Genomic DNA, 15,185 nt, shown 5'->3' on the forward strand with positions numbered 1-15,185 from the left:
CCGGTCACTCAGTACGCGAACGAGAGCGGGGCATCCGCGTCTTTTTCACGGTCTGGGTTGGCTTCTGGCGATTCGTCGGTCACCGTCTCCGGTGCACCGTGTGCCATGTAGCGCCAGATCAGGCGAACCCACACGGTCGTCAGCACGGTGTAGATGATGGTGAAGATGATGAGCGAGCCGGCAACGACGCCTGCCCCCTGGGCCGTGGTCACACCGTCTGCGGTGAGCATGCGGATATCCGGCAGACCGTTCGGGTTCGGAGCAACGATCCACGGCTGGCGTCCCATCTCGGTGAAGATCCAACCGAACGCCGAGGCGAGGAACGGCATGGGGATGGCAACGAGTCCGAGAGTTGCGAACCACTTGGCGCTCGCGGACTGCTTTTTGCGGGTGAGCCACAGGCCAGCCAATGCGAGGGCTGCGGAGCCTGCTGCCCAACCGATCATGAGGCGGAAGGACCAGTAGGTAACCGTCAGGTTCGGTGAGTAGTCGATCTTGTTGCCGTTGGCGTCGAACTCGCCGTACTTGGCAGCGTATTCCTCCTGCAGTTCGTTGATTCCCTTGAGTGGGGCGTTGAAGTCGCCTTTGGCGAGATATGAGGTCAGGCCGGGAATCTCGATGAGGTGTTTCACGTTCTCACAGTCGTTTGTGAAGTCGCCGACTGAGAAGATCGAGAATGGGGTTCCGCCTTCGGGGTGGCTTTCGCACATCGCTTCGGCTGCGGCCATTTTCATGGGCTGCTGTTGGAACATGAGCTTTGCCTGGAAGTCACCGGAGACTGCGAGTCCGATGCCGGCGATGATCATCGTGATCAGACCAAGGCGGAATGCGGAGCGGTACATGTCCGCGTGCTCCTTGCGCCCACGCTTGTTCTCGCGCACCATCCACCAGGCGGCGATACCTGCCACGAAGGTGCCCGCTGTCAGCCACGCTGCGGTGATCGTGTGCGGGAATGCGGCGAGCACGGTTGAGTTGGTCAGGACCGCAACTATGTCGGTCATTTCCGCGCGGCCAGTCTCAGGGTTATAGATCGCACCAACCGGGTGCTGCATCCACGAGTTGGCTGCCAGGATGAAGTAGGCGGACAGGGTCGTGGAGATCGCCACCAGCCAGATGCATGCCAGGTGCACTTTCTTGTTCAGGCGATCCCAACCGAAGATCCACAGCCCAAGGAAGGTCGACTCGACGAAGAACGCGGCGAGCGCCTCCATTGCGAGCGGTGCTCCGAAGACGTCACCAACGAAACGCGAGTATTCGGACCAGTTCATACCGAACTGGAACTCCTGGACGATACCGGTGGCAACACCGATCGCGAAGTTGATCAGCAGGAGTTTCCCGAAGAACTTGGTGAGTTTGAGCCAGCGTTCGTCCTTCTTCGTCACCCACATCGTCTGCATGATCGCGACGAGGGCGGATAGGCCGATCGTGAGCGGAACGTAGAAGAAGTGGTACACGGTTGTGATGGCGAATTGCCACCGTGCAATGTCAAGGGCTTCCATGGTTCTCCGTACGGGCTGGGGGATATGCGAAAACTATACGAATCGACCGTATTCTTTGTTCCGAGATTTTCTTGGGACATTGGTCCCGCAATCGCTGTGATGTGAGGGTGGAGTTTCGTTTTTCTTGTCCTCGTTTGGGTGCGTCTCCGCCCGCTTTGAACAGTAACTGACACTTGGTCATGATCTGTCACTATGTGGGACCTTTGCCCCAGGGCTGATTCTGGGGAACTGCATCCGCTTATGCTCTGGTAGGGCTCTGCCTCGCGAGACCGCTACACCCCGCACTGCTACTTTGTTCCCCAGGGGGCGGGCGCGATGTTGCGTGCGACACGCCCGAGTGCACGCCCTATGGCGCGGGTGCAGTCCAGGGAACGAAGTCCGTAGGGCCCATGAAATGGCCAATGCGGTGTACGTCTCTTCTCGCGGCTTCGAGGTGGCGCTGTGCGATACTTGAAAAGGCTCGGGGAACCACACCCCCATTGGCCACACATCGCTCGACGCAACCGCGAACGCGGATCTGGTCAAAGATATCGGCGATGACTGCACAGCGAAGAAACCTCGCAGCGCAGGCGCGTGAAACACACGCAGGCCGCGCGCAACTGCTGCTCAGTCGAGATATCGCGACCACGATCGCTCGCCCTTGCGGACCGGGACTCAAGGACTTCCGTCCGCGAAGCACAACTTCGTAGGGACGACTACCGGCTGTATAGCTCAGTGGGTGTGGCACTGGTCTATCCACAGCAAGATGGAGCACACAGCGTGACGCTCAATGATGAACCAACCAACTCGGCGCAGGAGCCAAAGAAGCCAGCACGTCGCCGGGTAACCCGTGCGACCTCAGCACCCGTTATCGCCCCGGTCCAGTTTTTGACCGCCGATACACCGGCTACGTCCGCACCGAAGACCACGGCTGGCAAGGCCACCGTGGTGACCTCCGAAACCACTAAGATTTCCGACGAGTCGGCGGACACGTCCGCACCTCGCCGTTCGCGCCGCGTTACCTCGTCCGGCAAGGCGACCACAGCGGCGGTTGCCGTGTCCGGCACCGCCTCGCAGATCGCTGAGCAGGCATCTGCCGCGAATGAGCGCGTCGCTGAAACCCCTGCGGCATCGACTGGGGAAAATGCGGCGGTCGAACAGCCGAAGGGTGCTCGCAGGCGTGGCACCTCAAAGTCAGGTGGCCGTGCGAAGACCGAGAGCGCCAAGGCGCCCGCAGCCAATGAGCAGACGTCGAGCGAATCTGTCGCCCAAGAGGAGCCCTCGGCTTCCGTGGCGAGCAACACTCGCAAGCGTGCCACCAGGAAAGCCGCCGTGGCAACGGTTGAGGAAGAAGCAACTGAGACTGCGACTGGTGATGACAGCGAGAACGCGGCTGTGCAACCCGACGCCAAGGCTGACGAGCGTGACAACCGTGCCCGCGGTCGCTCACGCTCAACCCGCAACGTTGAGAAATCCAAGGGAGACGACACTGGAGTGGACTCGTCGGAAAGCCCCGACGAACAGGCTCCAACGGAACCTGCGCAAGGCAGGAAAACTCAGGGTGGAAGGCGTACCCGCACGCGGAACAAGGCATCAGACGTGTTCTCCGATGTGCGCACGGAGCAGCCGATCAAGACTGAGCCAGTGGCTGAAATCCCGCAACGCCCACGTCTTGCCGCAACCGCATTACTCTTCCAGGCACCCGACCTTTCCTCTGTTCCAGCCCGTAGCGTTGGCGCTCAGATCGATCCGGTAGACGAGGTCGAGGAAGACGAGGAGATCGTTGAGGAAGAGGCTGTCGCCGAGGAGACCGCCTCGAAGCCTGCGCGGACTAAGCGCGAGCGTAACCGGAACCGCAACCGAAGCGAGGACGCAACGGAAAGCGACTCTCAGGATACGCCGGAAGACTCTGGCGAAGAGACCGCTGATGACGATGCGAGCGGCGACGAGGAAGACTCATCTTCGCCGCGCCGTCGCCGCCGTCGTGGCGGTCGTGGCCGCCGCAACCGTTCATCCGGTAGCGACTCGAACGACGAGCAGGACGACGCCACCGACTCCGAGGATTCGGCTGATGCCGACACCTCGGCTGAGGCCTCAAACGACAACGATGGCGACGACGACGAATACTCGTCCTCGCGTCGCCGTCGCCGTCGCCGTCGCCGTTCATCCGACTCAGACTCCGGGACGCGCAACCCCTCCGATGAGGTCACCGCCCTTAAGGGATCAACCCGACTAGAGGCCAAGCGTCAGCGTCGTCGCGAAGGACGTGACGCGGGACGCCGCCGCACCATCATCACTGAAGCCGAGTTCTTGGCACGCCGCGAATCCGTCGAACGCTCGATGGTCGTGCGCGAGCGCAACGGTCGCACCCAGATTGCAGTCCTCGAAGACGGCGTACTCGTTGAGCACTACGTGTCCCAGCAGAGCCAAGCGTCCATGGCTGGAAACGTGTACCTGGGCCGGGTCCAGAACGTGCTGCCTTCCATGGAGGCCGCCTTCATCGACATCGGTAAGGGCCGCAATGCCGTCCTGTACGCCGGTGAGGTGAACTGGGACGTGCACGGCCTCGACGGTCAGCCACGCCGCATCGAGGATGCACTCAAGTCGGGTGACTCGGTTCTCGTGCAGGTCACCAAGGACCCAATCGGTCACAAGGGCGCGCGCCTGACCTCGCAGGTCACGCTCGCTGGACGCTACCTCGTGTATGTGCCCGGCGGAGGAATGACCGGCATCTCCCGGAAGCTCCCCGAGGTCGAACGCACACGCCTCAAGCGCATCCTGCGCGAAGTGCTGCCTGAGGGGTCGGGCGTCATCGTGCGCACCGCCGCGGAAGGCGCTTCTGAGGAGGAGTTGACCGCCGACATCGCACGCCTGCGCAATCAGTGGGACTCGATCCAGAAGAAGGCGAAGAGCGCGAACGCCCCAGCTCTGCTTCAGGGCGAGCCTGACCTCGCGATCCGCGTGGTGCGTGACATCTTCAACGACGACTTCACCTCGCTCAAGGTGCAGGGCGACAGCGTGTGGAACGAGATATCGGAGTACGTCAACGAACTCGCGCCAGACCTCGCCGAACGCGTGAGCAAGTGGGTCGGGCCGAAGGACATCTTCTCCTCCGCGCGCATCGATGAGCAGCTTGCCAAGGGCATGGACCGCAAGGTGTGGTTGCCGTCCGGTGGTTCACTCGTGATCGACCGTACCGAGGCAATGACCGTGGTTGATGTCAACACCGGTAAGTTCACCGGTGCTGGTGGCACGCTCGAAGAGACCGTGACCCGTAACAACCTCGAAGCAGCCGAGGAAATCGTGCGCCAACTGCGCCTGCGCGACATCGGTGGAATCATCGTGATCGACTTCATCGACATGGTGCTCGAATCCAACCGTGATCTCGTGCTGCGCCGTCTGGTTGAGTGCCTCGGGCGCGATCGAACCAAGCACCAGGTCGCTGAGGTGACCTCGCTCGGCCTCGTACAGATGACCCGCAAGCGTGTGGGTCAGGGGCTCGTTGAGGCGTTCTCCACGAACTGTGAACACTGCAACGGCCGCGGATTCATCGTCCACGAGGAACCGAACGAGAAGCAGGGACAGCACGCCCACAACAACTCGCCAGCCATTAGCGGCGAGGACAGCGGCTCAGGTTCATCCAAGCGCTCACGGCGCAAGCGGAACGTAGGCAAGGACACCGAATCGCCCAGCGCTGAGACCGCCTCGAACATTGACGGTGAGCACGAGGACCGCGATGCAGTGAAGGTCAAGCTCGCAACGATTGCCGCGGCCGCGGCACACGCTCACGAAGTTGAGAGCAGCGTGGCCAGCACCGACTCAGGTAGGCCTGAAGAGTCTAGCCCGGCAGCGGTTGAAGATGCAGCGGCATCTAAGGAAGCGCAGGGTGAGGCCAAGGAAAAGTCGAAGAGCTCCGGTAAGAAGGGCAACGGCAAGGCCAAGAAGAGGTCGAAGCCCAAGTCCGCTCCGGATTCGGTGGGAAGCACGCAGGAAAACGCGGCATCCGACGCGACCTTGCCGCAGGCTCACGGTGAGGTAGCGGCTCACACCGAGGACTCGTCGGCAAGCAAGGGCGAAGAGAAGGCCGCGCCTCTGATCGATGTCCTTGCGGAATTCGGTCTCAAGCCAGCAGACGGAAACTAGGCATGCGTGCCTAGTCATACGCGGCGATGGCCGCCCCTTCCTCTCGAAGGGGCGGCCATTCGCCTACGTCCTTTCGAACTGCTGGATCTTCCCACGTACCGGCACTGGCTCGAACCGCACCACGAGTGGCACCAGTGGGATGGGCCGTACTATCCGTTGCCCACCGCAGCGGAATCAGACGAAACCGTTCGCATGCTCTCCGAGCGGATCAGCCGAGGTTTTGATCCATGCGCCGAACTGCCGCCCACTCGACTGGTCGTGGCGCGAACCAGCGATGATCAACTCATAGGAACGGTCAACTGGTATTGGGAATCCCAGGAAACCAACTGGGCGCGCATGGGGATTTCGCTGTTCGATCCAGCCGTCCGCGGACAGGGGATCGGGACGCAGGCTCTCGAGTTGTGGACCGGGTACCTGTTTGCGTGCACCGACTGGGCGCGGCTCGACTTCGCAACGTGGTCTGGAAACCTAGGCATGATGCAGGTGGGACGTAAACTCGGGTTCACGCAGGAGGGGCGATTCCGAAAGGCGCGCATCGTGCGGGGTGAATACTTCGACTCGGTCGTGTATGGGGTACTGCGCGAGGAATGGGAAGAGCGTGGGGCATAGGGTACGGGTTTCTCTGCGTGGCCTGGTAAAGACCTAGGCGGAACAGAGAAAATCTGTACTGCGGCGTGCGTGGCAGAGTGGATCGCGGTGTCTCGCAGCGCAGGTAAGCGGAATCACGTTAATTGAGGTCCAATTGTGTCCCACGTAACCGCCGAAAACTAGTACAATTGATGACCGTGAGTGTCTTCGTGATACTTACAAAAACCTTTCCGGTGTGCATGATGACCATTGGTGCATCTTGTGGCTAGGAAGGCAGGTCACGGAAGCTGCCGGTGCGAAAGTACTGGTGAGAACCGATCCTGCATACCTGATCTTTGCTCGCGCAAAGATTGGAAGCCGTATGGCATTAGTTCCAACTGCGACTTCAAGAGAGACGAGTTCGCTCGCCTCCTCGTAAGTGTGGAATAACTGCTGACGACGGAACGGACGAGTAAACCGACGTTGTTTGTAGTTTGGCTGAGGTGGCCACTGGCCACGTGACTCAACCGCTTGAGTGGCATGAACCGATGGACGTGGTGCCGCCCGAGAAAGAGCTCAACGCTCTGACAAGAACACGTCCACACTTTCGAAAGAGAGAACATTCGTGGTTTACGCGATCGTTAAGGCTGGCGGACGCCAGGAAAAGGTTGCCGTTGGCGACGTTGTCGTAGTCGACCGTATTTCGGCCGAAGCAGGCTCCACCGTTGAGCTTCCTGCAATCCTCCTCGTAGATGGTGACAAGGTAACCACCGATGCAGCAAAGCTTGCACAGGTGAAGGTTACCGCTGAGATCCTCCGTGACGAGAAGGGTCCAAAGATCAGCATCCTCAAGTACAAGAACAAGACCGGTTACCGTAAGCGCCAGGGTCACCGTCAGAAGCTGACCCGCATTACCATCACCGGCATCAAGTGACTTTCCCACGTTCCTGAAAAGGCACGTAGGACAACACATACTTAGGAAAGACAGGTACTGTCATGGCACACAAAAAAGGTGCAAGCTCGTCCAAGAACGGTCGCGACTCGAACGCACAGCGTCTTGGTGTAAAGCGCTTCGGTGGTCAGGTTGTCAAGGCCGGCGAGATCATCGTTCGTCAGCGTGGAACCCACTTCCACCCAGGTGAGAACGTAGGACGCGGTGGCGACGACACCCTCTTCGCTCTGACCGCAGGTGCAGTCCAGTTCGGCACCCGCCGCGGACGCAAGGTCATCGACATCGTCGAGGCCTCTGCCTGATCTAGGCACACTGGTTCAACGCTGCAGGGACGCACCAATGGTGCGTCCCTGCGTGTTTATGTCCTAGCTTGAGCCATGGCATCTGCGCTGTGGAAGGCTAGAGACACATTTTGCTTTACTTTGACCCCTTAATGATTGGTACATCATGGCCGCTTTTGTTGACCGCGTGACTATCCTTGCCCGAGGCGGCAATGGAGGACATGGTTGTGCCTCTATTCGCCGCGAGAAGTTCAAACCGCTTGCTGGACCTGACGGCGGTAACGGTGGCCGTGGCGGAAACGTGATCCTGCGGGTGGACACTCAGGTGACCACACTGCTCGAATACCACCACACGCCATTTCGCTCTGCCCAGAACGGCGGCCCAGGAATGGGCGACTACCGCCACGGGTTCAACGGCGAAGACCTGATCCTGCCTGTTCCAGACGGAACAGTTGTCAAGGATAAGAAGGGCAACGTGCTTGCGGACCTTATGGGTGAGGGCGTCGAGTACGTGATCGCGTATGGCGGTGTTGGCGGACTCGGTAACAACTCGCTGGCCTCCAAGCGTCGTAAGGCGCCAGGTTTCGCGCTGCTCGGTGAAGAGGGCTACGAGAACTCTGTTGTCCTCGAGCTGAAGTCGATCGCGGATGTTGCACTTGTGGGTTACCCGAGCGCGGGAAAGTCCTCGCTGATCGCCGCGATGTCTGCGGCCCGCCCAAAGATCGCGGACTACCCGTTCACCACGCTCGTGCCAAACCTTGGTGTCGTTCAGGCGGGGGAGTCTCGCTACACGATCGCGGACGTACCGGGTCTCATCCCTGGCGCGTCTGAGGGCAAGGGACTCGGCCTAGACTTCCTGCGCCACATCGAACGCTGCGCCGTGATCGTGCACGTGCTCGACACCGCAACCCTCGAACCGGGTCGCGACCCACTCACCGACCTCGAGACCATCGAACAGGAACTGCGTGCCTACTCCGATGAACTTGAACTCGAGGGTTCGCGCATCCCGCTGCACGAGCGCCCACAACTTGTGGTGTTGAACAAGATCGACGTGCCGGACGGCCAAGAGCTCGCTGAGTTTGTGAAGCCTGCTATCCAGGAGCGCGGTCTGCGCGTGTTCGAGGTCTCAGCGGTCTCGCATCAGGGTCTCAAGGATCTGAGCTTCGCGCTTGCTAAGTATGTCGAGCACGTACGCAAGCAGCAGCCAGAGGCCGCACGCCAAGTGGTGACCCTCGTGGAGCAGACTCCCCAGGACGTGCCATTCACCGTTGTGCGCAGGGTTGACCACACCGGCGACGTGTACTTCTCGGTGCGTGGAACCAAACCCGAGCGTTGGGTACGCCAGACCGACTTCAACAACGATGAGGCAGTAGGCTACCTCGCAGATCGTCTTGCGACACTCGGTGTTGAGGACGGCCTGTTTAAGGCCGGAGCAGTAGCCGGTGACGAGGTACGTATCGGACCAGAGGAGAACCAGGTCGTGTTCGACTGGGAACCGACCATGTCCACAGGTGCGGAACTTTTGGCTGGACCCCGTGGAACCGACATGCGTCTCGAAGAGCACGCCCGCCCAACCCGTGCAGACAAGCGCCGTGAATACAACGAGCGCATGGACGCCAAGACCGCCGCGCGTGAGGAACTGTGGACCGAACGACAGTCCGGACACTGGATCGATCCGGGCGCCGAGGACGAATAGGGAGACAATGGTCGGGTGACCTCACAAGCAAACGCAACCGACTCGTCGCCAAGCAAGAACCTTGACATGGATGCGCGGGAAACCAACCCGCGTGCGGCAATCGCGCGTGCCCACCGCGTGGTCGTCAAAATCGGTTCGTCTTCGCTGACAGGGCCCGATGGACGGTTGTCCATCGGTCATCTCAGCGCGCTCGTGAATGTGATCGCGGAACGGAAGAAGCAGGGCAGCGAGGTCGTTCTGGTGTCGTCCGGTGCGATTGCAGCGGGTATGGTTCCACTCGGTCTGACCGCACGGCCCAAGGACCTTGCAACCGCCCAGGCGGCGGCGAGCGTGGGGCAAGGGCTGCTTGTGGCCCGGTACGCGGAGGAATTCGCATGGCATGGGATTCGTGTGGGGCAGGTGCTGCTGACCGCCGAGGACACCGTGCGTCGACACCACTACCGCAATGCACAGCGCGCGATCGAACGATTGTTAGCGCTCGGCATCGTGCCGATCATCAACGAGAACGACGCGGTGGCAACCGAAGAGATCCGATTCGGCGACAACGACCGGCTCGCCGCGCTCGTGTCCCACATTGTCCGTGCCGATGCGATGGTGCTGCTGACCGACGTCGATGGACTGTATGACGGTCCGCCCAGGCGTCCAGGTGCCAAACGGATTCCGGTTGTGAACTCCTTTGCAGAGATCAGCGATGTCGAGGTGACCACAAAGGGCTCTTCCGTGGGCACGGGCGGCATGGTGTCGAAACTCGAATCGGTACGCATCGCAACATCCACGGGCATTCCTGTCGTGTTGACGCTCGCATCCAACGTATCCGCCGCGCTGCGCGGAGAGGATGTCGGCACCTGGTTCTCGGTGTCGGGAAAGCGGATGACCCGCCGCCGCTTGTGGCTCGCCTTTGCCGCGAAGACACGCGGTCGGCTGATTGTCGACGATGGGGCTGCGCGAGCGGTTCAGGGCGGGTTGGCCTCGTTGCTGCCTGCGGGAGTGACCTCCGTGGACGGTGAGTTTGAGGCGAACGACCCCGTTGAGGTCGTCGATCTTGCTGGAAATGTCATCGCACGAGGGCTCGTGGCGTATGGATCGGATGAGATTCCGGCACTGCTGGGGCACAACACGAGTGCCCTTAAGGAACGACACGGCGATGGATACGATCGGGCGATCATCCACCGCGATGACCTGGTGGTCTCGCGGCGTCCTAGGAAAACCAAATAGCCCATAACGCTGTGCATAAAGGCGGCTCGTGAAATGCGAGTCGTCTTTCTGTTGTGCGATGGGAAACGAATGTGTGGGTGCAGGATAGTGGGCCCGACTTGCTCGTAGTCGAACTCAGCCAAAAACCTACGAACTCAGCCAACTCCGGGCTGATCTCGTGGGCGAAAGGCTGAGTTCGTTGTAGGTATAGCGCCGAGTCTTGGCTTCGTTTGTCAGTGGCAGCGATTATGCTGGCGGACATGGGGCACAACCAGACACAGACGCCAACACTTCCCAGACAGGCCGTTCGCCGATATGCAATCGGATCAATAGGCACCGGCGGATTTGGCACTCTTCCCGGACTCGTACTGGTGTACTTCCTGACCGATTCCCTGGGCGTGACGGCGCTCGCGGCAGGTGTCATCATGACGGTGGCCAAGCTCTGGGATGTCGTGATCGACCCACTGCTTGGATCGCTGTCAGATGCAAGCCTGAAACGCACGGGTTCACGCAGGCGGTTCATGCTTCTCGGCGCGCTCCTACTGCCCGTGTCCTTTGTGCTCATGTTTGCCGTTCCACCAGGGTTGACCGGATGGGGAGCGGCAGCATGGGTTCTCGTGTTCTTCACGGCGTGCGCCACGGCCTTCTCACTGTTCCAAGTGCCCTACATCGCGCTTCCTGCGGAACTCAGCGATGACTACGATGACCGCACCCGCATTTTGACGTGGCGGGTGGTCGTGCTGACTATCGGGATCCTCGCCTTCGGTGGTGGAGGCCCGGCGCTTCGTGAACTTGCCGGTGACAATGTGCGGCTTGGCTACATCATCATGGCTCTTGTCGCGGCATTCGCTTTTGGTTGGGCATTCTGGTTATCCTCCAGGGTCGCACCGGTTTCCGCACCTGCACCCGAATCAGAGCGGGTGCGTATCCCGGTCTCGCAATGGCCCGCGATCCTCGGAAACTCCTACCAAGAGGCGCTTGGCCTGCTTCGTGCCAACGTCGCATTTCGGGCTTTACTCGGTGCCTTCTTCGCTCAAGCACTCGCCACTGGGCTCATGCTCGCGTCAGCTCAGTACGTGGCCACCTGGGTGATGGACTCCCAAGCCGCTGTGACCTACCTGTTTGTGGCTCTCATCGGGCCCGCGCTCTTCATGGCACCGGTTTGGGGCCGTCTGGCGCTGCGAGTCGGTAAGGAGAAGGCCTTTGTCTATGCTTCCCTCGTGTTTCTTGCCGGAGCACTTGCCCTGGGCGGTCTCCTCTGGTGGGAACCGGGAATATGGGTCTACATCGCGGTCGCGGTCTGCGGCGGGGCGTATGCCGGAATGCAGAGTCTACCAATGGCGATGCTGCCCGATGTCATCTCGTATTCGCTCGATAACGCACGTCAGGAACGGAAAGAATCCGAATCGTCGCAGGGTCCGAAGAACAGCGAAACCGGAGCCGGTACCTTTGGCGGTACCTGGACCGCAGGGGAGACCACGGGAATGGCACTCGGAACCACGCTGATGACGGTCCTGCTTGCTGTGAGCGGCTATATCGAGTCAACTGCGGGGCAGACCGTAACCCAACCTGACAGTGCCGTGACCGCCATTGTCGTCGCCTTCTCGATCGCCCCCGCAGTGTGCGTCGCGTTGAGTCTTGTTCCGCTACTGCGCTACCCTCTGCGTCGTCACGACATCAGTGGTCCCCATACGCCTGAAACGTCCTCACAGTCCATACACGGATGAGAACGGCACGCCTACACCCACCCACCTCGCGAATCGGAGTCGCCTCGTGAACGAACTATCGCCGCGTGCCCAACGCATCATCGAAGATATCCAGAAGATTCGCGTCAACGATGCCCCAACCCATGGCGGGCGAGTGCTCAGCTATGTGTATGACTCAGGCATTGCAGAACTCGACGAACTAGCAGCAGCCGCCGCCCGCGAGGTTCAAGCCGTCAACGGCCTTGACCCCACTACGTTCCCATCAATCGCGGTGATGGAACGAGACCTGCTTGGATTCACCCGGGCAGCACTCAACGGAGGAGACGACGTCTTCGGCAACGTGACGACCGGCGGCACCGAGTCGTGTCTGCTCGCGATCAAGACCGCGCGAGATGTGTGGCGTGCCAAGAATAAACAGTTCGGGAGGCATGCCGTAGGTCGAATAGTCGCGCCGTCAACCGTGCACGCGGCAATCCACAAGGCTGCGGCCTACTTCGACCTCACGCTCGATCTCGTTCCCGTGGATCCGACGACCGGTGCGGTGAGCGCGGAAGCGGTCATCAACCGTTTGGACTCCGATGTTGCGGTGGTCGTCCTGTCAGCACCGAACTATCCCTACGCCCAATTGGACCCCATCGAGAAGGTCGCTCGGGTAACCCTCGAGCGCGATATCGCTTTGCACGTTGACGCGTGTATCGGGGGATTCGCACTGCCATGGTGGCAAGGAGTCGCGCAACCCTGGGATTTCTCGGTCCCTGGCGTCACCTCAATCTCGGCAGATCTCCACAAGTACGGGTATGCACCGAAAGGCATATCGATTCTGTTGCAGCGCGGTGTGCAGCGGCACCGCGCGCAGTACTTCTCAATCGTTGGCTGGCCTGGTTATCCAGTGGTCAACCCAACCCTGCTTGGCTCCAAATCAGCCGGACCAATCGCTTCCGCGTGGGCCATCACCTCGTATCTGGGGAAGGAGGGGTTCGCCGAACTGGTTGCCCGGACACAACGGGCCACTCAAGAACTGATAGACGGAATGTCCCAGGTGGTGGGACTGCGGGTTCAAGGTGATCCCACAGGGCCGTTGTTCGCGATCGTGTGCGATGAGGCAGTGCGCCCGAGCGAACGGGTCGATCCGCACCTCCTTGTCGACGAACTGCGCACCCGCGGCTGGTTCTTTCAGTCCCAGCCCGGTTGCTTCCAAGCAGACGGATCGTCGCTGCCACACTCGGCTCACCTCACCATCACGCCGGTTATCGCTGATCAGACGGAAGACCTCTTGGACGCCGTACGGCAGTCCGCGAACATCGTTCGAGGGCGGTCCTCTGCCGGACAGAGCGAACTCGTGCACAAGGCCGCTGCCGCGGTTATGGGAGTGCTGGCACAGCATGGTGTTGGCGCAGACGGCAGTGGCGTCGACGACGTACCGAGCCAGGTGATCCACCAACTTCTTGCCGTCCTGGGATTTGATCCTGGAGTGGGTGATCTGCCAACAGACATGTCCTCTCTACTCGCCACGGCTCAACGTATCCCTTCCCCCATCGCACAGCGGTTACTCACAGAGGTTCTCGCGCTCGTGGTGCAACCGGCAGCGGACCCGTTCTAGGTCTGGCCGCGACCAGTCCTCGAAATGCTGTTCCCCAACACGTTGGATCTGTTCTAGCCTTGAAGACATGACAGAACTTGTGGACGCAACCAATCAGCAATCACGCGACGATGTAACGGAGCAGGTACTCGCGATTGCTCGCCGTGCAAAGATCGCCTCACGGGCGCTTGCAACTGCAACCCGCGGGACAAAAGATGCGGTACTCGAGGCCATTGCCCAGGCTCTCGTGGAGAACAGCGTCCGCCTCATTGAGGCAAACGCACTCGACCTTGAGCGAGGGCGCGCGACCAACATGAAGACGGGGTTGCTGGACAGACTTGCCCTGAACGAGGAACGCATCATCGCGATTGCGGATGCACTGCGTGAGGTTGCTTCGCTGCAGGACCCTGTGGGCGAGGTCGTGCGTGGTTCGCGTCTGCCAAATGGATTGCGGCTGACCCAGGTGCGCGTGCCCATGGGAGTCGTGGGCATGATCTACGAGGCTCGCCCGAATGTCACGGTTGATGCTGCCGCACTGAGCCTCAAAAGCGGAAACGCCGTGATCCTACGTGGCGGTTCAGCCGCCGCATCCTCAAACGCCGTGATCGTTGAGATCCTCCGGGAAACGCTTGAGACTCAAGGACTGCCAGCCGATCTGGTCCAGACCGTCGATCCGTTCGGGCGTCCAGGGGGCGTTGCGCTCATGCATGCCCGTGGCCTTGTGGATGTTCTGGTACCACGTGGAGGAGCAGATCTGATCCAGACCGTGGTCCGTGAATCGACTGTGCCGGTCATCGAGACCGGTGTCGGAAACTGCCACATTTACGTGCACGAGGACGCCGACGTGGAGATGGCAGTCAACATCATCGTGAACTCCAAGACTCAGCGTGTTGGCGTATGCAATGCCGCAGAGACGTTGTTGGTCCACAAGGACGCCGCAGAACGGATTCTTCCTGCCGTATACGCTGCCCTGGCAGCAGAGAACGTGACATTCCACGTTGATCCAGAGGCTGCCACGTTTGGTGCGGATGGCCCGGTATTTGTCGAAGCCACAGACCATGACTGGGCAACCGAATATGGCTCGTACGACCTGGCTGTCCGCGTGGTGGACTCGCTCGATCAAGCGATCGACCACATCCGCACATGGACCTCTGGGCATACCGAGGCAATCGTGACGGCTTCGTATGAGGCATCAGAACGATTCATCGCGGAACTCGACTCCGCGGCGATCATGGTGAATGCCTCAACTCGGTTCACTGATGGCGGACAGTTCGGTCTCGGGGCCGAAATCGGGATATCCACCCAGAAGTTGCATGCTCGTGGCCCAATGGGGCTTCCTGAGCTCACCACCACCAAGTGGATTGTACGTGGTGAGGGTCAGATCCGAGGTTAGGGATTTTCACAGGGGAGCCCCTTAAACTAGGCTGTGCGTCAGTGGAACCAAGCCGCTGAGAATGATTCGAACGGCGTGGCCTGACCAAAGAAACCGAAGGAACGTCACGTCTGGCGTGCTTTATTCAAGCGCGCTGGACATGAGACACTTGAACTTCGGGTGAAAATGCGTGTCATCCGCACGCACCGAATTGAAC

Annotated in this window: 10 protein-coding genes; 9 read left to right on the plus strand and 1 reads right to left on the minus strand. The window is 60.5% G+C overall.

What is annotated here, in order from left to right; translation table 11 throughout:
* Window positions 1–8: 8 nt before the first annotated feature.
* Window positions 9–1,499 (minus strand): cytochrome ubiquinol oxidase subunit I, encoded by a 1,491-nt coding sequence (locus ACFSYH_RS00430; protein ID WP_377464441.1) that lies wholly within the window; start codon window positions 1,497–1,499, stop codon window positions 9–11.
* A gap of 759 nt (window positions 1,500–2,258) precedes the next feature.
* Between ACFSYH_RS00430 and ACFSYH_RS00435 the strand changes: the two genes are divergently transcribed.
* The 9 genes from ACFSYH_RS00435 (at window position 2,259) to ACFSYH_RS00475 (ending at window position 14,989) form a co-directional block, all read left to right on the plus strand.
* Window positions 2,259–5,621, plus strand: coding sequence for an Rne/Rng family ribonuclease (locus ACFSYH_RS00435; RefSeq protein WP_377464442.1), 3,363 nt, complete (start codon window positions 2,259–2,261; stop codon window positions 5,619–5,621).
* 6 nt (window positions 5,622–5,627) lie between these two features.
* The gene (locus ACFSYH_RS00440; protein WP_377464443.1) at window positions 5,628–6,230 is read left to right on the plus strand and encodes a GNAT family N-acetyltransferase; all 603 of its coding nucleotides are present in this window, start codon (window positions 5,628–5,630) and stop codon (window positions 6,228–6,230) included.
* A gap of 583 nt (window positions 6,231–6,813) precedes the next feature.
* Window positions 6,814–7,122 carry a 50S ribosomal protein L21 gene (gene rplU / locus ACFSYH_RS00445; protein WP_377464444.1) on the plus strand — a complete coding sequence of 103 codons (309 nt, stop codon included), beginning with the start codon at window positions 6,814–6,816 and terminating at the stop codon, window positions 7,120–7,122.
* Between the two features lie 62 nt (window positions 7,123–7,184).
* Window positions 7,185–7,442 (plus strand): 50S ribosomal protein L27, encoded by a 258-nt coding sequence (gene rpmA / locus ACFSYH_RS00450; RefSeq protein ID WP_377464446.1) that lies wholly within the window; start codon window positions 7,185–7,187, stop codon window positions 7,440–7,442.
* 145 nt (window positions 7,443–7,587) lie between these two features.
* Window positions 7,588–9,117 carry a GTPase ObgE gene (gene obgE / locus ACFSYH_RS00455; protein ID WP_377464447.1) on the plus strand — a complete coding sequence of 510 codons (1,530 nt, stop codon included), beginning with the start codon at window positions 7,588–7,590 and terminating at the stop codon, window positions 9,115–9,117.
* Window positions 9,118–9,183: 66 nt separating this feature from the next.
* Window positions 9,184–10,332, plus strand: a complete 1,149-nt coding sequence (proB, locus tag ACFSYH_RS00460; protein ID WP_377465219.1) for a glutamate 5-kinase — start codon at window positions 9,184–9,186, stop codon at window positions 10,330–10,332.
* A gap of 239 nt (window positions 10,333–10,571) precedes the next feature.
* On the plus strand, window positions 10,572–12,038 hold the full coding sequence (locus ACFSYH_RS00465) for an MFS transporter (protein ID WP_377464448.1): 1,467 nt from the start codon (window positions 10,572–10,574) through the stop codon (window positions 12,036–12,038).
* A gap of 46 nt (window positions 12,039–12,084) precedes the next feature.
* Entirely contained in the window at window positions 12,085–13,617 is a 1,533-nt protein-coding gene (locus ACFSYH_RS00470; protein WP_377464449.1) for a pyridoxal phosphate-dependent decarboxylase family protein, read from the plus strand.
* Between the two features lie 67 nt (window positions 13,618–13,684).
* Window positions 13,685–14,989, plus strand: a complete 1,305-nt coding sequence (locus tag ACFSYH_RS00475) for a glutamate-5-semialdehyde dehydrogenase (protein WP_377464450.1) — start codon at window positions 13,685–13,687, stop codon at window positions 14,987–14,989.
* Window positions 14,990–15,185: the final 196 nt, after the last annotated feature.

The organism is Populibacterium corticicola (assembly GCF_042683685.1).
In the GTDB taxonomy this organism is placed as follows: domain Bacteria; phylum Actinomycetota; class Actinomycetes; order Actinomycetales; family Cellulomonadaceae; genus Timonella; species Timonella corticicola.